This is a genomic window from Synechococcus sp. RedBA-s (assembly GCF_024345495.1).
Lineage (GTDB): Bacteria > Cyanobacteriota > Cyanobacteriia > PCC-6307 > Cyanobiaceae > Regnicoccus_A.
Genome location: NZ_JAGQBF010000022.1, coordinates 1 through 21,025, shown reverse-complemented (window position 1 = coordinate 21,025; position 21,025 = coordinate 1). Strand labels below are relative to the sequence as shown.

Below are 21,025 nucleotides of genomic sequence, written 5' to 3'. Positions count from 1 at the left end.
GACCAGGTTTTGCCCTGGTCTCCTTTTTTGATGGTCACCTGTTTAGACGATCCCTGGTGCTGATCGGTTGAGGGATTGGAAGGGCTCAGGCCCCCAGGAACCAGCCGTAGCTGTGCAGGCCGACGCCCAGCAGGTTGACGCCGATGTAGCAGACCACGATCACCACTAGCCCCGCCGCCGCCACCAGGGCGGGACGGCGCCCCTGCCAGCCCCGGCTCAGGCGGCTGTGCAGGTAGGCGGCGTAGACCAGCCAGCAGATCAGGGCCCAGGTTTCCTTGGGGTCCCAGCTCCACCAGCTGCCCCAGGCTTCATTGGCCCACACCGCTCCGCTCACCAGGCCCACCGAGAGCAGCAGGAAGCCCACGGTGATCGTGCGGTAACTGAGGCTGTCGAGCTGCTCGCTCACCCCGATCGAGACACTGCTCAGGCGCAGTTCGCCCGCCTCAGTGGCCAGCTTGGCCTGGCGGTAGCCGCCGCTGCCGATGGAGCTGCTGCGCAGTTGCAGGTCCTGGCCGCGATCGGTGAATAGCACCGCCACCGAGAGCAGCGATCCCACCAGCAGAGCGGCGTAGCTCACCATGATCACGCTCACGTGCATCACCAGCCAGCTGGAGCGAAGGGCCGGCACCAGCGGTGAGGCCTCCTGGAGCCGATCGGGCAGGGCGAAGCTGGCGAAGGCCAGGCAGCCCAGGCCCATGGGCGTGGCCGCCGCGGGCACCAGCGGACTGGGCCACGAGCGCTCCACCAGCAGCTGGGTGAGGGTGCAGGCCCAGGCCAGGAAGCAGAGGGATTCGTAGAGGTTGCTGATCGGGAAGTGGCCCGACTCCCACCAGCGCAATGTCAGCTGGGCCGTGAGGCTCAAGTTGGCGGCGGCCACCAGCAGGCGCACGGGGCTGCTGGAGTGGCCGCCACTGAGGCTCCAGAAGGCCAGGGGCAGAGCCACCAGCAGCAGGGCGAAGGCCAGCAGGCCGAGGGAGAGAACCGGGTCGTTCACTGCAGCGCGCTCTAGGCGGGGCGGATCTGCCTGCCAGTCTGCCTGCAGGCCTGGCTGGACGGGGACCGGTTCAGCGGCTGGCCTGGCGCAACAGCAGCAGGCCCAGCAGCAGGCCGATCAGCACCGGTGACCAGGCCGCCAGCAGAGGCCCGAGGGTGCCTTTCACCCCCAGGGAGCTGAAGATGAACGACATCAGGTAATAGGAGAAGATCAGCAGCACGCTGATGCCGAACCCCTGGCTGCGGCTGGTGCGGGCATTGGGCCGGACCCCGAGGCTGCTGCCGATCAAACCGAACACCAGGCAGATGGCCGGGAAGGCGAATTTTTCCTGGATGCGCACCCGCAACCGCCTGGATTCCTTCTGATCGCCGGCTTCCCTCAGCAGAATTTCTGCCCGCAAGGCCTGCGACACCGACATGTTGGCCGCATCCTTGGGCAGGGCCGCCAGCTTCAGGGGGCCCTGGTCGAGTGGATAGAGATAGCGATCAAACTTGGCTGAAGTGGTGGTTTCGCTGTCGCCCACCAGCACGATCTGCCCATCAAGGAATTCCCACATTCCCGCCTGTTCGTTCCAGATGCCCTTCTTGGCTTTGAGGATCTGGGTGCCGGTGGGACGGCTGAAATCCAGCACCGTCACCTCCTCCATTTCCCCAGCCTTGAATTGGCGTGAATAGAAGAGTTGGGAGAGGTAGCGTTCGCTGCCGCTTTCATCCAGCTTGCTGGGGCGACGGCTGAAGCGCGAATAGATGATGTTGCTGCCCTTCTCCGCCGCGATCGCCTTGCCCAGGGCCTGATTCAGTGTGTTGGAGGCCTCCAGATTGGCGCTGGGAACGATCAGGTCGTTGAACACGAAGGTGAGCAGGCTCATCAGCACGGCCACGATCAGGGCCGGCAACACCATGCGCCAAGTGCTCACCCCCACGCTGCGCAGGGCGATCAGCTCACTGTTGCTGGAGAGGGTGCTGTAGGCCAGAAGAGTGGCCATCAAGGTGGCCATCGGAAAGGAGAGCACCAGGAAGCCGGGCATTCGCAGGCCCAACACCTGCAGGGCGGTGACCATCGGCAGCCCCGATTCGGCCACCCGCCGCACCAGCTCGAAAACCACCCCCACCGAGAGCGACACCGCCGTGAAGGCGGCAACGCCGAACAGCAGAGGACCGAGGAGCTCGTTGGTGAGCCAGCGATCCATCAGGGGCAGCCGCTGCCAGGAGAGCGTGAACGGCCTCAGCAGCCGTTGCACCGCCGCCGGGCTGGCCTGTGACTTGGTGGTTGCGCTCACAGTTGAAATCCCTCTCCCAGATAGTGACGCCGCACCTGGGGGTCACTGGCCACCTCCGAAGAGGGACCCGAGGCCAGAATGCTGCCTTCGGTGAGGATGTAGGCCCGATCGGTGATCGCCAGGGTTTCGCGCACGTTGTGGTCGGTGATCAGCAAGCCCATGCCCCGCTGGCGCAGGCTGCCGATCAGGGCCTGCAGATCAGCCACCGCCAGGGGATCAACGCCGGCGAAGGGTTCATCCAGCAGCAGATAGCGCGGCCCCTCGCGGCCCACCGCCAGGGCGCGCGCCACCTCACAGCGCCGCCGCTCACCGCCCGAGAGCTGGTAGCCCCGCCGGTCCTGGAACCTGCCGAGATGAAACTCCTCGATCAGCTGCTCCAGGCGCTGACGCCGCACCCGCAGCGGGGTGCCGCTCTGTTGCAGGGCCAGCTGGAGGTTCTCGCGGGCGGTGAGCTGGCGAAAGACACTGGCCTCCTGGGGCAGGTAGCCGATGCCCAGTCGTGCCCGCTTGGGCATCGGCAGGCCTTCGACCCGGCGTCCATCCAGCAGCACCTGACCCCTGTCGGGTCTGAGCAGACCCGTCACCAGGTTGAAGGTGGTGGTCTTGCCAGCCCCGTTGGGCCCCAGCAGGCCCACCACCTCTCCGGGTTCCAGCTCCAGGCTCACCTCCTTTACCAGGGGGCGACCGCCCAGGCTCACGCTCACGCTCTCCAGAGAGAGACTCATCGCGGCGGGGCGGTGAGGGGCTGCAGGGGCGCACCCGGCGGCTGAACCCGGGGGGTGGTCTGAATCAGCAGTTTGCTGAACACCTGCTGGCCCTCCAGGGGCTGGGCCAGGGCCCGCTCCCTCTCCACCAGGTAGGTGACCCGATCGGCCCTCAGCAGGTTGCCGTCCTCCTGGACCACATCCACATCACCGCTGAGGATGATCATCCCCTCGCGGGTGAAGTACTGGGCCTGGCGGGAGGTGGCCACCACCCGCTGATCGGGGTACACGATCCGGACATTGCCGGTGGCGGTGATGATCCCGGTCACGTTGTCAGCCTGCTGACTGTCGGATTCAATCGTGACCTGGCCGGTGGGTGCCGGGGCCGCCGCTGCTGGTGCCCCTGCTGGTGCTTGCTCCAACGCCGGACCGACCTGCTCACCAGGCCGGATCGGCTGGGCGTGGCCGCTGGCCGCTGACGCCAGCACCATGGCGCTGAGGGCTGCTCTCAGCAGCCTTGGACGTCGCCAGCGCAGGGGGCCCGACGACTGGAGGGGGTTCAGCTCGACAGTGCTCGGCATCTCAGCGGTAAGGGTGGATCTGAAACCCAATTTCAGTGGGCAATCTACGGGCAGGTTGCCGGTTGCCCCCCTGAGAGCCACTGCTCAGGCCTGCGGCCGCAGCTCTGGAAGGGGCAGTCCGGCCGGGTCAGCGCCGGCCTGGAGCGCACTCAACCGGACACTGCTGGCCTGGCGCAGGTGGTCGAGGTCAAGGCCGAGGGCCTCAGGACCGCTGTGGGCCAGACGGCCCAACCCTTCTCCCAGCAACACCGTGGCGCCATTGCGGTTGCCGCTCTCTAGGTGGAGGTGGGCCACGGCGATCTGGAGAATCCCCTGGAGTACGGGTCGATCCGGGCCCAGGGTTTCATGCCACAGCTCTTCAAGGCCGTCGTGGCAGCCATACCACTGGCCGCCATTAAAAAGGACGACCGCCTGCCGGAAGCGGGGGTCGTCCTCAAGGGCCTCGATCAACGCTTGGCGGGCTTCTTCGACGGCAGCTTGCGCAGCCGGATCGATTCCGGCGTCACCTCCAGCATCTCGTCGGGACCGATGTACTCCAGGGCCCGCTCCAGGGTCATCTGGATCGGCGACTGCAGGGTGTCGAGCACCTCAGCACCGGCCGAGCGGATGTTGGTCACCTGCTTGGCCTTGCAGACGTTGAGCTCGAGATCGGGCGGACGGTTGTGCTCGCCGACGATCATGCCCTTGTACACCTTGGCGCCGGGGGTGATGAAGAACTGACCGCGGTCTTCGGCGCCCTTGAGGGCATAGAAGGTGGCGGTGCCCTCCTCGTAGGCAATCAGCACGCCATTGCGGCGCGCTTCGAAATCCCCCTGCATCGGGCGGTACTCGAAGAAGGAGTGGCTCATGATCCCCTCGCCCCGGGTGGCCCGCACGAACTCACCCCGGAAGCCGATCAGGCCCCTGGCCGGCACCACGAACTCGAGCTGCGTGCGGCCATCACTGCCGGTTTCCATGTTCTGCATCTCGCCCTTGCGCATGCCCAGCTTCTCGATGCAGCTGCCGACGGCATCCTCGGGGACATCCATCACCAGGGTCTCCACCGGTTCGCAGGGGGTGCCATCGATGGTGCGGAAGATCACCTGGGGTTGCGACACCTGGAATTCGAAGCCTTCCCGGCGCATGGTCTCGATCAGGATGCCGAGGTGCAGCTCACCGCGGCCGCTGACGGCGAAGCGGTCCGGAGAGTCGGTGTCCTCCACCCGCAGGGCCACGTTGGTGAGGAGCTCCTTCTGCAGGCGATCACGCAGCTGGCGGCTGGTGACAAATTTGCCTTCCTTGCCGGCGAAGGGGGAGTCGTTGACCACGAAGGTCATCTGCAGGGTGGGTTCATCCACCCGGATCAGCGGCAGGGCTTCGGGGTGATCGGGACAGGCGATGGTCTCGCCGATGTTCACCTCATCGAAACCGGCCACGGCCACCAGGTCACCGGCGCGAGCCTCGGGGATCTCCACCCGGGCCAGCCCTTCAAAGCCCAGCAGCTTGCTGATGCGGCCGCGCTTGATGGTGCCGTCATCGCGGATCAGCGCTGCGCTCTGGCCGGCCTTGATCGTGCCGTTGTGCACCCGGCCGATCATGATGCGTCCGATGAAATCGGAGTAATCGAGCGTGGTCACCTGCATCTGCAGGGGCTTCTCGGGGTCGCCCACCGGAGGCGGCACGTGGCGCAGGATGGCGTCGAAGAGCGGCTTCATGTTCTCGCTCTCGGTGGCCATGTCGGGCTTGGCGTAGCCGGCCATGCCACTGCCGAAGAGATAGGGAAAGTCGCACTGGTCGTCGTCGGCGCCCAGCTCGAGGAAGAGATCCAGCACCTTGTCGACGGCCTGCTCGGGGTCCACGCGGGCCCGGTCGATCTTGTTGACGAAGACGATCGGCCGCAAACCCTGCTCCAGGGCCTTCTTGAGCACGAAACGGGTCTGGGGCATCGGCCCCTCGTTGGCGTCGACGATCAGCAGCGCCCCATCCACCATGCCCAGCACGCGCTCCACTTCACCGCCGAAGTCGGCGTGGCCGGGGGTGTCAACGATATTGATGCGGGTGCCTGCGTAGGTGACCGCCGTGTTCTTGGAGAGAATGGTGATGCCGCGCTCACGCTCCAGTTCGTTGGAGTCCATAACACAGATGGGAACGGCTTCGCCTTCGCGATAGATGCCGGACTGTTGAAGCAGGGCATCCACCAGGGTGGTTTTGCCGTGGTCCACGTGGGCAATGATCGCGATGTTGCGGATCGATGCGCACTGCTTGGCGCTCATACGGGATCTCTCGCTTAATCTTGTCGGCAGCAACCGAGACCGGTTGCAACAATCCATCACCTTATCGCAACACCACCTAAAGGCCCCTGCTTTCATCGGTTAAGGGAAGCCTGGGCCGCTGCCGCGACCCAGCCAGGGTTCGATCAACGGCTCAGTCAACGGCTCAGTTGCCGGGCCGGTTCGAACAGGCGCAGGGCCTCCAAAGACCCCTCGTAACGCCAGTGCCAGGGCTCATAGCTCACCCCCTGGCTGTTGCCCCTGGGAAACGACAGCTGGTAGTGGAAGCGATTGGCATGGGCCTTGAGCCAGCGGAAAGCGGGGGTGCGATCGAATCCTTCACCCAGGTGGCTCTTGGGGCTGGTGCCGTCACCGAGATCCACCGCATAGCCGGTGCTGTGCTCTGAGAACCCCGGCGGTGCGCTCACCTGGGCCCGCTCCTGGGCACTCTGGTTGCGCTCGGCCTTGACGTCGAAAAAAATTCTTTTCTGTAACTCAATGGATCGAAAGGCGCTGAGCAGGCGCAGATCCACTCCCTCGGCGGCGGCGGCGCGCTGCATGGCCAGCAGGGCCTCGGCGGCCTCGGGCTTCAGCTTCAGGCCTGGGGCCACCGCCACCAGGGTGCCGCTGGCTGCTTCGGGGTAGGGGAAGTGAGCCAGCAGGCGGCCGTCGGGGCTGGTGCGCGCCTCAAGACCGGGCAGCCCCTGCGGCGCCAGCTGGCGCCGCAGGGGCTGAAGGAAGAGCAGCACCCCACCGGCGGTCAACAGCAGCAGCACGGCGGTTGTGGTGGCCACGGGTTTGAGCAGGCCCCTGCGGCCACCGCCCTGGGGCAGGGAGCGGCGTGCCACCGGCAGATCGTCGCGCTGTTCGTTGCCCTTCAGGCGCGGCGGCCTCCGCGGTGGCACGCAAGCTCGTAACAAACTTCGACACAATCGTAGGGGCCGACCCTGACTTGATCAGCATTGCCTTGGGCGTGGGTGTTAGCTTCGCGCCCAAGGATCATTCCAGCGGAGCAGGTTTCAAGATGTTGCGAGTCGCAGTGGTGGGTGGCGGCCCGAGCGGTTCCTGCGCAGCCGAAGTGCTAGCGAAGGCGGGAATAGAGACCTGGCTCTTTGAGCGCAAGCTTGACAACGCCAAGCCCTGTGGTGGTGCGATTCCCCTCTGCATGGTCGAGGAATTCGATCTGCCCGAGTCGATCATCGACCGCAAGGTGCGCAACATGCGCATGATCTCCCCCTCCAATCGTGAGGTGGATATCCATCTTGAAAACGAAAACGAATACATCGGCATGTGCCGCCGGGAGATCCTTGATGGTTTCCTGCGCGATCGTGCCGCCGAGTTCGGGGCCAACTTGATCAATGGCCTGGTTCAGTCGATCGACACCGGCAACGCCCGTCAGGGTCCCTACACCCTTCACTACGCCGACTACTCCGGCGGTGGTCCCACCGGTGAAATCAAGAGCCTCGAGGTGGATCTGATCGTGGGTGCCGATGGCGCCAACAGTCGCGTCGCCAAGGCCATGGATGCCGGCGATTACAACGTGGCCATCGCCTTCCAGGAGCGCATCCGCCTGCCCAAGGAGGAGATGAGCTACTACGAGGATCTGGCCGAGATGTATGTCGGCACCGATGTCTCTCCCGACTTCTACGCCTGGGTGTTCCCCAAGTACGACCACGTGGCGGTGGGCACCGGCACCATGCAGAAGAACCAGGCGCTGATCAAGAGCCTGCAGAAGGGCATCCGCAAGCGCGCCAGTGCTCGACTGCTGCGCGGTGAGGTGATCAAGGTGGAAGCTCACCCGATTCCCGAGCACCCCAGGCCCCGTCGCGTCGTGGGCCGCATGGCCCTGGTGGGGGATGCCGCTGGCTACGTCACCAAGAGTTCAGGGGAAGGGATCTACTTCGCTGCCAAGAGCGGCCGCATGTGCGCCGAGCAGATCGTTGTCGCCAACGCCTCTGGCACCAAGATCCCCACGGAAGCCGACCTCAAGGTCTACATCCGCAAGTGGGACAAGCAGTACGGTGCCACCTACAAGGTGCTGGAAATCCTCCAGAACATCTTCTATCGCAACGACGCGGCCCGCGAGGCCTTCGTCGAGATGTGCGACGACAAGGATGTGCAGCGTCTCACCTTCGACAGCTACCTCTACAAGCGGGTGGTGATGATGAATCCCTGGCAGCAGATCAAGCTCACCCTGCTCACCCTCGGTGCCGTGCTGCGCGGCAATGCCCTGGCTCCCCAGTCGTACAAGCCTGTGCCAAGCGTGGTGCGCAGCCCCGAGGAGATGGAAGCCTGGCTAGCCGCCCTGGCCCAGGACTCGGAGCAGCAGCAGGGCGTGGCCAAAGTCAGGCCAGAGCCTGCAACCAAGCCCGTGGTCGTCGCTCCCCAGGCGAGCGAGGAGCGGGAGCCCGCGCTGGCCGCTAAGGGCTGAGTGCCCTTAGCTGCTGAGTTTGCTGAAGTCGGCCAGCACACTGGCCTGGTTGCGCAACACCGCCAGCAGGTTCAGCCGATTGCGGCGAGCCGCCAGGTCGTCACACATCACCATCACGCTGCTGGCGCCATCGAAGAAGGCGGCGAGGGCTTCAGCTCCCTCCGCAAGCCTGTGGGCCAGCTGGCGGTAGCGGCTGTCGCCATCGGCCATCGAGAGGACCGGCTCCAGATCCTGCAGCACCTGCAGCATGCCCCCTTCGCTGGGGGAGCTGAACAGGGCCGGATCCACCACACCCGCTGGGCTGAGCACATCCGCCGCCAGGTCTCCTTTGACGGCTAGCCGTGCCGCCCTCTGCACCACGGCCTGCACCGGTGCCAGCTGGCCATCGCTGCGCAGCTGGGCGAGCAGGGCGAGGCGCTGGCGAGCGTCGATCGGATTGCTTAGCAGCCGCCCGACGGCCACCCCATCGCCGGCCACGGCCTGGACCAGGTCGGCCGCGAAGCCCTCGTCATCCAGCAGTGACACCATGCGCTGACGCAGGGCCTCCATCAGTTCAGCGCCCAGAGCGGTGGCATTGAGCTTCAACTCGGGCAACAGCTGAGCCCAGTGGTCACAGGCCTGCTGCAGCACACTGACCAGATCCAGACTCCAGCCCCGATCCCAGAGGATCTGGATGAGGCCGTTGCCTGCCCGGCGCAGGGCATAGGGATCGGAGGAACCGCTGGGCCGCTCCCCTTTGGCGTAGATGCTCAGCAGCAGCTCCAGCCGCTCGGCCAGGGCCACCACCGCGCCGGCATCGGAGCTGGGCAGCTGATCCCCGGCTCCCCGCGGCAGGTAGTGCTCCAGCACCGCTAGGGCCACGGCCCTCGATTCCCCTTCTGCCAGGGCGTATTTGGCCCCCATCACCCCCTGCAGTTCGGGGAATTCCCCCACCATCTGCGAGACCAGATCGTGCTTGCACAGGTGGGCGGCCCGTAGGGCTGCCTCCTGCTGCTCTGGCGCCAGGGAGAGGTGCTGCAGCAGCAGATCGCTCAGCCAGCGCAGGCGATCACTGCGATCCAGCAGGCTGCCGAGCCCTTCGGCAAAGGTGACGCTGGCGAGGCGCCCCCGCCGCTGCTCGCAGCTGATGGCACGATCGGCCTGAAGAAAGAACTCCGCATCAGCCAGCCGGGCCTTGAGCACCCGCTCATTGCCCCGCCGCACCGAGGCGGCCGCCTCGGGCAGGCCGTTGCCGATGCAGAGGAAGCGGGGCAGCAGGCTGGCCTGGGCCGAGAGGGCGAGGGGATCTTCCGCCGCGTCCAGGCGGCGCAGGGGGACATAGCGTTGGTGGCTGCGCATCACCGTGCTCAACACCTCCGGCGGCAGGTCGAGGAAGCGGGGCTCCACCGATCCCTCAATCAGGCTGGGGCTCTCCACCAGATCCACCAGCTCCTCGAAGAGCTCCTCGGGGAGATCGGGCCGGGCCTGGGCGGCGCTGGCGGCGGCGAGCACCTCCTGGCGGATCCAGTCGGCCCGCTGCTGCCGGTCCACGAGCACGCCGGCCCTGGCCAGCAGTTCGCTGTACTGTCCGGGATCGGCCAGGGTGATGGTCTGTTTCGACAGGCGGTGGCCCCGGCTGATCCGGCCGCTGCTGATCAGAGGGTCACTGCCCTCCAGCTCCAGGGGGATCACCTGTTGATCGAGCAGGGCCACCAGCCAGCGCACCGGACGGCTGAAGCGCAGTTCCCCTTCCCCCCAACGCATGAAACGCCTCCCCTGCAGGGCGGCGATCCAGGCCGGGATGCGCTCCGCCAGCACCTCCTCACTGGCCCGGCCCCGCTGCAGGAGGCGGGCGAAGACGAAGGGCCCCTTGGGGGTGTCCCGCAGCTCCAGGCTGGCTGGATCGACGCCGCAGCGGCTGGCGAAACCGATGGCGGCCGGGCCCGGTTGCCCATCCACAAAGGCCTGGCCCCCCGGGGGGCCTTTGCGCTCCTCGGCCAGGTCCTCCTGGCGCAGGGGAAGATCCGCCACACGCACCACCAGGCGCCGCGGCGTGCTGGTGACCTCCACCAGGCCGTGGGGCAGGCGATGGGCGGCCAGGTCGTGGTGCACCTGCTGCTCCAGTTGAGGCAGGGCCAGGCGCGCGAAATCGGCCGGCAGTTCTTCGGTTCCGATTTCCAGCAGGAACGTGGCCACTTGCACAGCTCAGCAGCTTGTGACTGTATTGAAAGCCCGTCAGCCTCACCCTGCTTCGCTACCTTCGAGAGACGCTGGTGCCCTTGTTGTGACCCTCACCCCCGAACGTCATCGCCAGTCGTCGGGTCCTGGCCACAGCAAGGTTGACTCCGAGGCTGCGGATGCAGCCACTCGATCCTCTCCGGCCGCCACCGGCAGTGCCGCCGCCGCCGCGATCAAGCCGCCCAGCAAGTTCGAGCGCCTCAAGGCCGCCAGCGACTACCTCAAGGAGCCCCTGGCCACTGAACTGGAGAACGACAAACCCTTCTTCACCGATGGGGCCGTTCAGATCCTCAAGTTCCATGGCAGTTATCAGCAGGACAACCGCGACAACCGCCAGAAGGGGCAGGAGAAGGACTGGCAGATGATGCTGCGTCTGCGCAGTCCTGCTGGTCGCATTCCGGTGCCCCTCTATCTGGCGATGGATGACCTCGCTGACCGCCTCGGCAACGGCACCCTGCGGCTCACCACCCGCCAGGCCTTTCAGATGCATGGCATCGCCAAGGCCGACATCCGCGAGGTGATCGGCACGATCGTGCGTTCGATGGGCTCCACCCTCGCCGCCTGTGGTGACATCAACCGCAACGTGATGGCGCCGGCCGCACCGTTCGAGAAGGGGGGATACCCCGCCGCCCGGCGTCTGGCCGATGAAATCGCCGACCTGATCGCTCCGCTGGCGGCCGAGGGGTCGTATCTGGATCTCTGGGTGGATGGCGACCACAGCTACCGCTTCAAGCCCGCGGCGGCCGTGAAGCGCGCCCGCCAGCGCCAGGCGCAGGGGGCCGGATACAGCGGTGATCCCAACGAACCGCTCTACGGGGGTACCTACCTACCCCGCAAGTTCAAGGTGGCGGTGACGGTGCCGGGGGATAACTCTGTGGATCTGCTCACCCAGGACATCGGCCTGGTGGCCTTCACCGACCCCTCCGGGCGCCTGCGGGGTTGCAACGTCTACGTGGGCGGCGGCATGGGCCGCACCCACAACAAGGAGGAGACCTTCGCGCGCACCGCCGATCCCCTCGGCTACGTGGCGGCGGAGCATGTGCTCGATCTGGTCCAGGCCATCGTGGCTCTCCAGCGCGACCACGGCGACCGGGAGCAGCGGCGCCACGCCCGCATGAAGTATCTGATCCACGATCGCGGGGTCCAGTGGTTCCGCCAGGAGCTCGGCCACTACCTCGAGGCGCCGATCAAGCCCCTGCGGGCCGAACCCAAGCCCCGCCTCGACGACTACCTCGGTTGGCACCGCCAGAACCGTGGACTCTGGTTCGTGGGGCTGCCCCTGCTCTGCGGCCGGCTGGAGGGTGAGCGTAAGCGCGGCCTGCGCCGCCTGGTCGAGACCTACCAACTGGAGGCGAGGCTCACCCCCAACCAGGATCTGCTGCTCTGCTCGATCGGCACCTCCCAACGCAGCAGCGTCAAGGAGGCCCTCGCCGCCCTCGGTTACGAGGCGCCGGAAGCGCCGTCGTTGCTGTCGCGCCATGCCATCGCCTGCCCGGCGCTGCCCACCTGCGGCCTGGCGATCACCGAATCGGAGCGCATCCTGCCGGCGGTGCTCGAGCGCCTTGAGGCCCAGTTGCAGCGCCTCGGCATCGAGCGGCCGTTGCTGCTGCGCATGACCGGCTGCCCCAATGGTTGCGCCAGGCCTTACATGGCCGAGGTGGGACTGGTGGGCAGCGGCGTTGAGCAGTACCAGCTCTGGCTGGGCGGCACCCCCAACCTCACTCAGCTGGCGGTTCCCTACCTGGAGCGCATGCCCCTGGCGGATCTGGAGGCCACCCTTGAGCCCCTGCTCCTGCTCTGGAAGAACGAGGGCGGCCGCCAGAGCTTCGGTCAGTTCGTCTCCGGCCTCGGGGCCGAGCGGATTCAGGCGCTGCTCCCCGCCGAGAGCTGATGGCGGCGTCCGTTCGGTTCTGGTGCGGGCAGCTGCTGGGCAGCGCCAGCCTGGCCCTGGTGGTGATCAGCTCCTGGAGCCCACCGCTTGGGGCCCGCACCATGGCGCCGCCGCCGAAAACCCCGGTCAAGATCTATCAACCCGACGGCGACACCTGCCAGCCGGAGCGCCTGCTCAAGGCCTATCAGAACCAGCTGCGGCAATTCGCGGATCAACCCCCGCAGGTGCTGCAACGTCTGCGCCAAATGCAGCTGGAGCTGGGGGAGGCCAGCTTGAAGCGCTGCGCCAACGAGAACCGGATCAGCCGCGAGGAAGCCGATCGCATCTGGCGGGAGTTGCAGCGTCAGCCCGTGCCGGGGTCCCAGCCGCCGTAGATCGCGGCCTCTGCCCCCTGCCGCCAGGCCCAGAGCTGATCGCCGTGGCTGAAGTGCCACCACTCATGGGGGTGCTGAGCAAAGCCGGCTGCCGCCATCACCTCGCGCAACAGGCTGCGGCGCCGGTGCCATTCCTGCTCCAGCAGGGGCTCAAGGCTGGCCTCCAGGCGTTTGCTGCGTCTGGTGGGGTCGTAGTGATCGGGCTCCGAGACCGCTCCGATGGCATCGATCTCCCCGCCCAGATCCAGCGGCTCGCCGCCTGAGCTGGCCAGGGTGAGATCCACGGCCCCACCGGTGCTGTGGGGTGGTGGAGTGGCCGGATCCGGGCTGGGAGGCGCCCAGAAGCGGCCCACGTCGGCGATCACGGCCTCCAGCTCGGGGCCACTCTGGCGAGGGTCCAGCCCCAGCCGGCGGCATTCGCTCTCGATCGTGTGCTCCACCATGAACTGCTGCACGCGCACGGGCCGCCAGCCGTCGAAGATCGCCAGGCACCAGTCGCTGTGCTGACGCTGCAGCTCCCCCTGGGCCCGCAGCAGGCGTTCCACCACGCCGCTGCGCAGCTGGAAGGGGCTGCAGCCGTCGCCGTAGGGAGCCCCCAGCGACGCATAGGGGTGGGGCTCAAGCCGCATCAGCTGGCCGGGTAGGGGAATCAGCGCTTCGGCTGAGTCCTGGATCGGGATCGGGCTCCAGGGCCTGAGCGGGCTGGGGCTCACGCGCGGGGATGGCGGGGAGAGCTCAATTCAAACTGCTGGCCTCCACCTGCCGCTGCCGCTGCTCGGCCAGGGCCTGGCGCAGGCCCGGATGGGCTTCGAGGCCAGGGTCGAGCTCAAGCAGCCGTCTGGCCAGCGAGCGGGCCTGCTCCAGCACGTCCCCATCGTCGCTGAGGCTGGCCAGGGCCAGGTCGGGCAGCCCCGACTGGCGGGTTCCCAGCACCTGGCCCGGCCCCCGCAGCTGCAGATCCAGCTCAGCGATCTCGAAGCCATCGCTGGAGCGCACCAGCAGCTCCAGCCGTTGCTGGGCCGGTCCGGCCTTGCCATCGTTGATCAACAGGCAATGGGAGGCCGCCGCTCCGCGGCCCACCCGGCCGCGCAGCTGGTGAAGCTGTGCCAGCCCGAAGCGCTCGGCGTGCTCGATCACCATCACGCTGGCCTCCGGTACATCGACCCCCACCTCCACCACGGTGGTGGACACCAGCACATCGCAATGGCCGCTGGCGAAGGCGTTGATCGCCTCTTGCTTGCGGGGGCTCGGCATCTTCCCGTGCAGGAGGCCCACGCGCAGGTCCGGGAAGATCTCCTCCTGCAACTGCCGGTGGACGGCCACCGCCGAGCGCAGATCCAGTTTCTCCGACTCCTCCACCAGGGGCAGTACCACGTAGGCCCGTTGGCCCTGGGCCACCTCCGCGCGGATCAGCTCGTAGGCCTCCCGGCGCTGGCCGCCCCGCAGCAGGCGGGTGCGGATGGGGGTGCGCCCCGGCGGCAGGCCATCGATCTGACTCACCTCCAGGTCGCCATGCACCGAGAGGGCCAGGGTGCGCGGAATCGGTGTGGCGGTCATCGTCAGCAGGTGGGGCTGCAGTCCCTTGCCCATCAGCCGGTCGCGCTGGCGCACGCCGAAGCGGTGCTGCTCATCCACCACCACCAGCCCGAGGCGGGCGAAGGCCACCGGATCCTCCAGCAGGGCATGGGTCCCCACCAGCAGCTGCAGCTGGCCGTTGGCCAGGTCCTGGAGCAGCTGGCGCCGCCGCGCCGGCGGGGTGGATCCCGTGAGCAGGGCGGTGCTCACATGCAGCTGGCTCAGCCACTCCCCCAGCTTGCGGGCGTGCTGTTCGGCCAGCACCTCCGTGGGGGCCATCAGGGCACCCTGGCAACCGGCTTCGATGGCCACCAGCAGGGCGGCGATGGCCACCACGGTCTTGCCGCTGCCCACATCCCCCTGCAGCAGGCGGGCCATGGGCTGCTCCTTCTCCAGATCCGCCTGAATGTCGGCCAGCACCCGCCGCTGGGCCTCGGTGAGCTGGAAGGGCAGCAATTTCAGAAAGGAGGCCATCAGGCTGCCGGCTCCCTGCGGCAGCCGCAGGGGCGGGGCTGGCCGCCGGGTGAGCTGGGCGCGCCGTTGCAGCAGGCTCAGCTGTAGCAGCAGGAATTCATCGAAGACCAGCCGGTGGCGGCTGGCCCTGAGCTGGTCACGGTCGGCGGGATCGTGCAGCCCGCGCCAGGCAGCGGCTCGATCCAGCAGTCCCTCCTGCCGCCTCAGGGCCGCTGGCAGGGGATCGCCCCAGGCGGCGGCGGCGGCCAGCACCGTCTGGATGGCCTGGCGCAGCCGTTCGGCTCCAAGCCCTTCGGTGAGGGCATAGACCGGCACCAGCCGTCCGATCTGGCGGGAGCGCACAGGCGTGCTGGGGGAGTCGACCACCTCCAGAAGGGGATCGTGGAGGGTGGGGCCGTAGGGGGTCTCGCGCACCAGACCACTGGCGGCCACGCTGCAGCCTGGCGGGAACTGCCGTTGCTGGGCTTGGAGCCAGCCCGGTGAGCTGAAGCGCTGGCCGGCGAAGAATTTGCTCAACCGCAGCCGCCCGCTGATGTCGCGTAGGTGAAGTTCCAGGATCACCAGCCGGGGGTTGCGGGGGCTGGCGAAGGCATGGGAGCGCTGCACCGTGGCCACGATGGTGGCGGTGCTGCCCGGCACCAGCTCCTGAATGCGCACGAGATTGGCGTAATCGAGGTAGTCGCGGGGGTAGTGGCGCAGCAGGTCACGGGCCAGCAGCAAGCCCAGGCCCGCCAGGCGGGTGGCGGTTTTCGGCCCGATCCCCGGCACCTCCCCCAGGGGGGTGTCGGGCTGGATCGGACCCGCCCCCCGGCGGGCCGCCGCTCGAGCGCCAGCGGTGGCCGCCACCGCTGGTGCCAGCTTCAGCCGTGGGGGGGCAGGCGTCCGGGGTGGATCCAGGCTCTGGCGCAGGTCGTGCAGCCGCTCCCGGCAGCGCCGAAGCAACGACTGACGCTGGGCCAGGGGCAGGTCGTCGTAGCGGGCGAAGAGCTCGGCCAGGGCGGCCAGGGCCGGCGCCGCCTCCGGCTGCCGAAGGATCAGCCCCTCGGGGGGCTGGCGGCACTGGCGCTCCAGGAAGAGGTTGAACTTCTCCCGTCGCCCCTGCAGATTCTCAAAGCCGCGTTCCACCTCCAGCTGTAGCGCCTGCTGCAGGGTGGTGATCCAGCTCCCATGGTCTGGATTGATCCCGGCTTGGCTGGTTCCGACCTGGCTGGTCCCGGTCTGGCCGATCCCGCAATTGGCAGCAGGGGGATCCGCCGCCGGGTTCAGGCCATTCCCTCGGGGGTGGATTGGCTGTCCTGCATCCACTGCTGTTCCGCTTCCAGGGCCAGGGCCCGCCGCTGCCAGTGGCGGTACTGCTGAGCCATTTTGCGCACGCTGGCGCGGCGCTGCTCCAGCCGTTTGCGGCAGGTGCGCAGGCGGGGTTGCTCGTACTCCAGGTCGCTGGTGCGCAGCAGCACCCCCAGGGTCTGCACTTGCAACGGTGTATCGGGGCTGCCGAAGGGCAATTGGATGCGCAGCAGGTTGGCTGGTGCCGGCAGGGCATCGAGGTTCCCCTCCAGTACGGCGTCGAGCAGGGAGAGGGGCAGCAGGCTGCGAGCGAGCCCCAGCTTGATCAGATCCAGGTTGATGGCGTGGGAGAGGTTGCGCAGGCGCCGCTGCAGGGCACGGTCGAGGGCCTGCCACCACTCCAGCAGCTCCAGGGGCTGCTGGGGCACAAGGCCCTGATGGCCATCGGCGTCATCGCACTCAGCCGGCAGCGGTTCGCTTGTGTTGTCTGCAAACAGCTGTCCTGGCCCGAGACTCGAAGCGCGGCGTTCCGGGGGCACCGCCATCACCAGCAGAGCCCGCAGGATGTCGGTGGGATCTTCGCTCTCAGCCCCCTCGCCCTGCTGCTCCTCCTCCCCTGCGTCGTCGTCGGCCAGGTCGCCATCGTCGGGGTCTTCGCCGTCGCCATCCCCGTTAATGGGCATGTCGCCGGCCAGTAGATCCTCACTGGGATCCAGACTGGAGTCCAAGGTTGACTCCAGCGTCGACTCCTGTGGTGAACCCACCAGGCCGCTGAGGCCCGCCAGGGATGGCAGGCCCGCGGAGAACAGCTCGGCGGAGAGGGGCAGAGTGAGATCGAGCCGGATCGAGCCCTCAGCTTCCTCGCGCTCCTCCTCGTCCTCGTCCTCGTCGTCTTCGTCCGCAGACCCGCCTGTCATCTGCGCCAGGGCCTCGGCCAGGCGGCGCTGGTCCTGCTGTCCCTGGCGCCTCTGCTCGGCCTGCACCTGGCGGGCCAGCACCAGCAGCTGCTCCAGGGTCAGCAGGCAGCCACAGCGCTGCACCAGCTGGGCCAGGCGCCGGGGCAGCTCCTGGCGCTGGCGAGCATTCAGCTGCTGATAGCGCTCCGGCACCACCTGAGTGGCCACATGAAAGACGGCCTGCTGAACGGCGTCCCCGAGGCCGTCGCGCAACACCTGCAGGTAGAGGGCCAGGTCGTGATAAAGGGCCTTGTGGCCCTCCCCCAGACTGCAGCGAATGCGCTCCAGGTGACCGTGGGCTTCGGACAACGCGGTGGCGTTGGTCTCCAATCGGCTGAGGCGGAGGGACGGAAGGGGAACGCCGGGGGCGCTCAGGCCGCCTTGCCGGTCATGGCGGCTACTTCGGCAGCGAAGTCGGCCTGCTCGACCTCGATGCCCTCACCGAGGGTGTAGCGGGTGAAGCGACGCACCTGAATATTCTCGCCGATCTTGCCGGCCACCTGCTTGACCAGTTCGGCCACGGTGATCGAGCTGTCCTTGATGAAGGGTTGCTCCAGCAGGGCCAGTTCCTTGAGCCGCTTGCCGATGCGGCCCTCGACAATCTTTTCTTTCATTTTATCGGGTTTGCCGGCCAGGTCGTCACGACCCATCTCGATCTGCTTCTCACGATCGGCGATGGCGGCAGGAATCTCCTCGGTGCTCACGTACTCGACGTTGGGGCAGGCGGCGATCTGCATCGCCACGTTGCGCAACAGCTCCTGGAAGACATCGCCGCGGGCGACGAAATCGGTTTCGCAGTTCAGCTCCACCAGCACACCCACCCGAGCACCGGTGTGGATGTAGCTGCCGATGGCGCCCTCGGCGGCGGTGCGGCCGGCTTTCTTCTCGGCGGTGGCGATGCCCTTCTGGCGCAGCCACTCGGCGGCCTTGCCCATGTCGCCGGCGGATTCGCCCAGCGCCTTTTTGCAATCCATCATGCCGGCGCCGGTTTTCTCGCGCAGTTCCTTGACGAGCTTCGCTGAGATCTCAGCCATGGGAGGGGAAAGGAGGAAGGGGAGGGTGGAAGGAGGGGATCCGGGGCCCCGAACAGCTCGGAACCCCAGGGGGAGTGGTCAGGCCCCAGGCCCGAACTTTGAAAGAGAGAGGCTTCAGGCCTCGTCGTCTTCGGGGTGTTGCTCCTGACCGCTGTGGCGACCTTCGTTGATCGCATCAGCCAGGCGGCCCAGCACCAGCTGCACCGAGCGCACGGCGTCGTCGTTGCAGGGGATGGGCACGTCGGCCAGGTCAGGGTCGCAGTTGGTGTCGAGCATCGACACCAGGGGGATGTCGAGCTTGCGGCACTCGAGCACCGCGTTGTTCTCACGGCGCTGGTCCACCAGCACCACCACATCGGGCAGACGGCGCATCGACTTGAGGCCGCCGAGGTACTTCTGCAGACGCTCCAGCTCGCGACGCAGCACGGCGGCTTCCTTCTTAGGACGCATGGCGATGGCGCCGGAGCTCTCCATCCGCTCAAGGTCCTTGAGGCGATCGATGCGGGCGCGCATCGTGCTCCAGTTGGTGAGCATGCCGCCCAACCAGCGCTGGTTCACGTAGGCGGCGCCGCAGCGGCTGGCCTCGATGGCGATCACCTCGGAGGCCTGCTTCTTGGTGCCCACGAAGAGGAAACGCTTGCCACTGCGGGAGGCATTGCGTGTCCACTTGTAGGCGTTGTTCATGCAGACGGCGGTCTGCACCAGATCAATGATATGAACCCCGTTGCGCGCGCAATAGATGTAGCGCGACATCTTGGGATTCCAACGACGCGTCTGGTGCCCGAAGTGGGCGCCAGCCTCCATCATCTCGGTGAGTGTGACAACAGCCATGGTTAGGAAGGGTTTCGGGTTCGCCTCCACCTGCCAGGGATCAGACGCGATGACCCGCTATGGGGATCACCGGTGCCGACTGAGCACCCGAAACGGACAGGTGTGCGGTGTATTAGGGGACAAGCCAAGCTACCAAACGGTCAGCGAAGGCCCTCGGCGCGGGCCTCGCGGTAGAGGGCCCGCACCCCCAGTCGGTTGAGCGGCAGGCGCAGCAACTCCATGGCCAGGGCGTTCTTGCCGCGGCGGATCAGCCAGGCCAGCAGGGGTCGCAGCGTGCGCTCATTGACCAGGCCCCCCAGGGTGAGCAGCTCCCAGAGCAGCCGGTGCCACCAGGTGAACTGAATGATGAAGCGCACTCGCCGGGTGGGGTGCTTGCGGTAAAAAACCAGCCCCATGCGTGCCCGCTCCTGCTCGATCCGCACCAGATCGGGCAGTTGCTCCAGGCTTAGGGCAGGGTGCCAGTGGTAGCCCACCGCAGCCGGGCAGCGCACCAGCTCCACCCCCAGGCGACGCAAGCGCTCCCCCAACTCCAGGTCTTCCCAGCCGTAGAGGCGGAAGCTGGTGTCGAACAGGCCGGCGCGCTCCAGCAGCTGACGATCGATCGCCACGTTGCCGGTGGCGAAATAGGCCCAGGAGTGATCGCTGAGCTTGTGGGGTTCGCTGGTTGGATCCTCGAAATTGGCCGTGTTGATGACGGCGCCATAGGTGAAGCAGAGCCGGTTGCCACTCTGCTGCCAGCGGGCCTCGAGGGCCCGGGCATGCTCCAGCAGGAACGTGCCGGTCACCACCAGATCGCTGTCGATGAACACGATCACATCACCGCGGGCATGGTCGACGCCACGGTTGCGGCCCTCGGCCGGTCCGCCGTGGTCCTGCTCGACCAGGCGCACATGGGGGAAGCGCTCCGCCTCCTGCCGCAGCCACTCGGCGGTGCCGTCGGTGGATCCGTCATCGACCACCACCACCTCGTAGTCCTGCAGGGGCGGCTCCAGCCGCTGATCCTCCAGGGCCAGCAGGGCCTTCTCCAGGATCGGTCGGCGGTTGTAGGTGGGGATGACGACGCTGGGAACCATGGTTCGGCTGCCGGGGGGTGATGGGGCTTCAACATGAAAAAGGGATCCCTCCCTCGGGATCCCCACGCCCGTCAGGCGCCACGCTCTGGCACCTGGAGAGCGACATCAGCGCCTGGCTCAGTCGGCGGCGCCGCCGTTGTTGGCGGTGCCGGTGACGCCGTTGCCGGCCCCTTCACCACGGCCGTCGTTGCGCAGCTTGCGCTTCTTGAACTTGCGGGCGTAGGAGCGGTTGCGTTCCTGCTTTTCCTTCTTCAGATTCCTGCGTTTCGCCATCTAGTTCTTCGGGCCCGTTGGTGTGATTCACCAGCCTACCAAGCCCGATCGATGTCCTTCACAGGGCCGGCTCAGGCTCGGGCACCGGCGCGGCGATCAGGCGGCCGTCCTCCATCTGCACCAGCCGGTCGGCCACATCCAGGATGCGGGGGTCGTGGGTCACCATCAGCACGGCGCAGTGCTGCTCCCGGGCCAGGCGCTTGAGCAGATCCACCACCTCGCGGCCGCTCTGCTTGTCGAGGGCGGCGGTGGGCTCGTCCGCCAGCAGCAGGCGGGGGTGGGCCGCCAGGGCCCGGGCGATCGCTACCCGTTGCTTCTGCCCCCCCGAGAGCCCATGGGGCAGCTTGTCGAGATGGTCGCCCAGGCCCACAGCCCGCAGCCACTCGCGTGCCTGATCCCTCCGGGCCCGATAGCCGAGGTTGGGCAGCAGGTCGGAGCCCATCTGCACGTTCTGCTCGGCGCTGAGGCAGCGCAGCAGGTTGTGGCCCTGAAAAATCATGCCGATGCGCTGCCGTAGTTGCTGCCGCTGCCGTCGGCTGGAGCCGTTCAGGTCCTGGCCCAGCACCCGCACATGGCCCTGCTGCACCTGGCGCAGGGCCCCCACCAGGGTGAGCAGGGTGGTCTTGCCGCAGCCCGAGGGTCCGGTGAGCAGCACCACCTCTCCGGGCTGAATCGTCAGATTCACCTGCTGCAGCACCTGACGGCGCATCTCGCCGCTGCCATACCAATGGCAGAGCCCCTCCACTTCCACCATCGGCGGCGTGGAGCCCCCTGGGACGGGGCGGGCTGAAGGGGGTGAGGG

19 protein-coding genes are annotated in these 21,025 nt (G+C 67.3%); 3 read left to right on the top strand and 16 right to left on the bottom strand.

The genetic code is table 11. The features are described 5' to 3' along the window. Positions 1–85 precede the first annotated feature (85 nt). From ccsB to KBY67_RS10205, 7 genes are all read right to left on the bottom strand, one after another. Positions 86–994 (bottom strand): c-type cytochrome biogenesis protein CcsB, encoded by a 909-nt coding sequence (ccsB, locus tag KBY67_RS10235; protein ID WP_255110925.1) that lies wholly within the window; start codon positions 992–994, stop codon positions 86–88. Positions 995–1,064: 70 nt separating this feature from the next. Further along, positions 1,065–2,273: an LptF/LptG family permease gene (locus tag KBY67_RS10230; protein ID WP_255110924.1), complete on the bottom strand. Its 1,209-nt coding sequence runs from the start codon at positions 2,271–2,273 to the stop codon at positions 1,065–1,067. Continuing rightward, entirely contained in the window at positions 2,270–2,998 is a 729-nt protein-coding gene (lptB, locus tag KBY67_RS10225; RefSeq protein ID WP_255110923.1) for an LPS export ABC transporter ATP-binding protein, read from the bottom strand. Before lptB ends, KBY67_RS10230 begins: the two co-directional genes overlap by 4 nt. Next, positions 2,995–3,558: an LPS-assembly protein LptD gene (locus KBY67_RS10220; protein ID WP_255110922.1), complete on the bottom strand. Its 564-nt coding sequence runs from the start codon at positions 3,556–3,558 to the stop codon at positions 2,995–2,997. Before KBY67_RS10220 ends, lptB begins: the two co-directional genes overlap by 4 nt. Before the next feature lie 84 nt (positions 3,559–3,642). Further along, the gene (locus KBY67_RS10215; protein WP_255110921.1) at positions 3,643–4,008 is read right to left on the bottom strand and encodes a DUF309 domain-containing protein; all 366 of its coding nucleotides are present in this window, start codon (positions 4,006–4,008) and stop codon (positions 3,643–3,645) included. Further along, positions 4,005–5,810 (bottom strand): translational GTPase TypA, encoded by a 1,806-nt coding sequence (typA, locus tag KBY67_RS10210; protein WP_255110920.1) that lies wholly within the window; start codon positions 5,808–5,810, stop codon positions 4,005–4,007. The genes KBY67_RS10215 and typA overlap by 4 nt, the downstream gene beginning before the upstream one ends. 155 nt (positions 5,811–5,965) lie before the next feature. Then, entirely contained in the window at positions 5,966–6,712 is a 747-nt protein-coding gene (locus tag KBY67_RS10205) for a M15 family metallopeptidase (RefSeq protein ID WP_255110919.1), read from the bottom strand. Between the two features lie 119 nt (positions 6,713–6,831). Between KBY67_RS10205 and chlP the strand changes: the two genes are divergently transcribed. Continuing rightward, the gene (chlP, locus tag KBY67_RS10200) at positions 6,832–8,238 is read left to right on the top strand and encodes a geranylgeranyl reductase (RefSeq protein WP_255110918.1); all 1,407 of its coding nucleotides are present in this window, start codon (positions 6,832–6,834) and stop codon (positions 8,236–8,238) included. A 6-nt stretch (positions 8,239–8,244) separates the two neighbouring features. Here the strand turns inward: chlP and glyS are convergent, their stop codons facing one another. Beyond that, the gene (gene glyS / locus KBY67_RS10195) at positions 8,245–10,413 is read right to left on the bottom strand and encodes a glycine--tRNA ligase subunit beta (protein WP_255110917.1); all 2,169 of its coding nucleotides are present in this window, start codon (positions 10,411–10,413) and stop codon (positions 8,245–8,247) included. Positions 10,414–10,501: 88 nt separating this feature from the next. Here glyS and sir point away from each other — a divergent pair, with 88 nt between their 5' ends. Continuing rightward, positions 10,502–12,346: a sulfite reductase, ferredoxin dependent gene (sir, locus tag KBY67_RS10190; RefSeq protein ID WP_255110916.1), complete on the top strand. Its 1,845-nt coding sequence runs from the start codon at positions 10,502–10,504 to the stop codon at positions 12,344–12,346. Next, complete coding sequence (locus tag KBY67_RS10185; RefSeq protein ID WP_255110915.1) at positions 12,346–12,720, top strand: hypothetical protein; 375 nt, start codon at positions 12,346–12,348, stop codon at positions 12,718–12,720. Before sir ends, KBY67_RS10185 begins: the two co-directional genes overlap by 1 nt. Here the strand turns inward: KBY67_RS10185 and KBY67_RS10180 are convergent. From KBY67_RS10180 to KBY67_RS10145, 8 genes are all read right to left on the bottom strand, one after another. Beyond that, complete coding sequence (locus tag KBY67_RS10180) at positions 12,690–13,433, bottom strand: M15 family metallopeptidase (protein WP_255110914.1); 744 nt, start codon at positions 13,431–13,433, stop codon at positions 12,690–12,692. The genes KBY67_RS10185 and KBY67_RS10180 overlap by 31 nt on opposite strands. Positions 13,434–13,455: 22 nt before the next feature. Then, positions 13,456–15,927, bottom strand: a complete 2,472-nt coding sequence (gene recG / locus KBY67_RS10175; protein ID WP_255110955.1) for an ATP-dependent DNA helicase RecG — start codon at positions 15,925–15,927, stop codon at positions 13,456–13,458. A gap of 104 nt (positions 15,928–16,031) precedes the next feature. Beyond that, complete coding sequence (locus tag KBY67_RS10170) at positions 16,032–17,321, bottom strand: hypothetical protein (protein ID WP_255110913.1); 1,290 nt, start codon at positions 17,319–17,321, stop codon at positions 16,032–16,034. A gap of 62 nt (positions 17,322–17,383) precedes the next feature. After that, positions 17,384–18,046 carry a translation elongation factor Ts gene (gene tsf / locus KBY67_RS10165; protein ID WP_255110912.1) on the bottom strand — a complete coding sequence of 221 codons (663 nt, stop codon included), beginning with the start codon at positions 18,044–18,046 and terminating at the stop codon, positions 17,384–17,386. Between the two features lie 114 nt (positions 18,047–18,160). Continuing rightward, on the bottom strand, positions 18,161–18,877 hold the full coding sequence (gene rpsB, locus KBY67_RS10160; RefSeq protein ID WP_255110911.1) for a 30S ribosomal protein S2: 717 nt from the start codon (positions 18,875–18,877) through the stop codon (positions 18,161–18,163). A gap of 140 nt (positions 18,878–19,017) precedes the next feature. Further along, a complete protein-coding gene (locus tag KBY67_RS10155) occupies positions 19,018–19,950 on the bottom strand; it encodes a glycosyltransferase family 2 protein (RefSeq protein WP_255110910.1) in 933 nt (310 codons plus the stop codon). 117 nt (positions 19,951–20,067) lie between these two features. Beyond that, complete coding sequence (locus KBY67_RS10150) at positions 20,068–20,223, bottom strand: hypothetical protein (RefSeq protein ID WP_011129965.1); 156 nt, start codon at positions 20,221–20,223, stop codon at positions 20,068–20,070. A 58-nt stretch (positions 20,224–20,281) separates the two neighbouring features. Further along, positions 20,282–20,977: a DevA family ABC transporter ATP-binding protein gene (locus tag KBY67_RS10145; protein ID WP_255110954.1), complete on the bottom strand. Its 696-nt coding sequence runs from the start codon at positions 20,975–20,977 to the stop codon at positions 20,282–20,284. Positions 20,978–21,025: the final 48 nt, after the last annotated feature.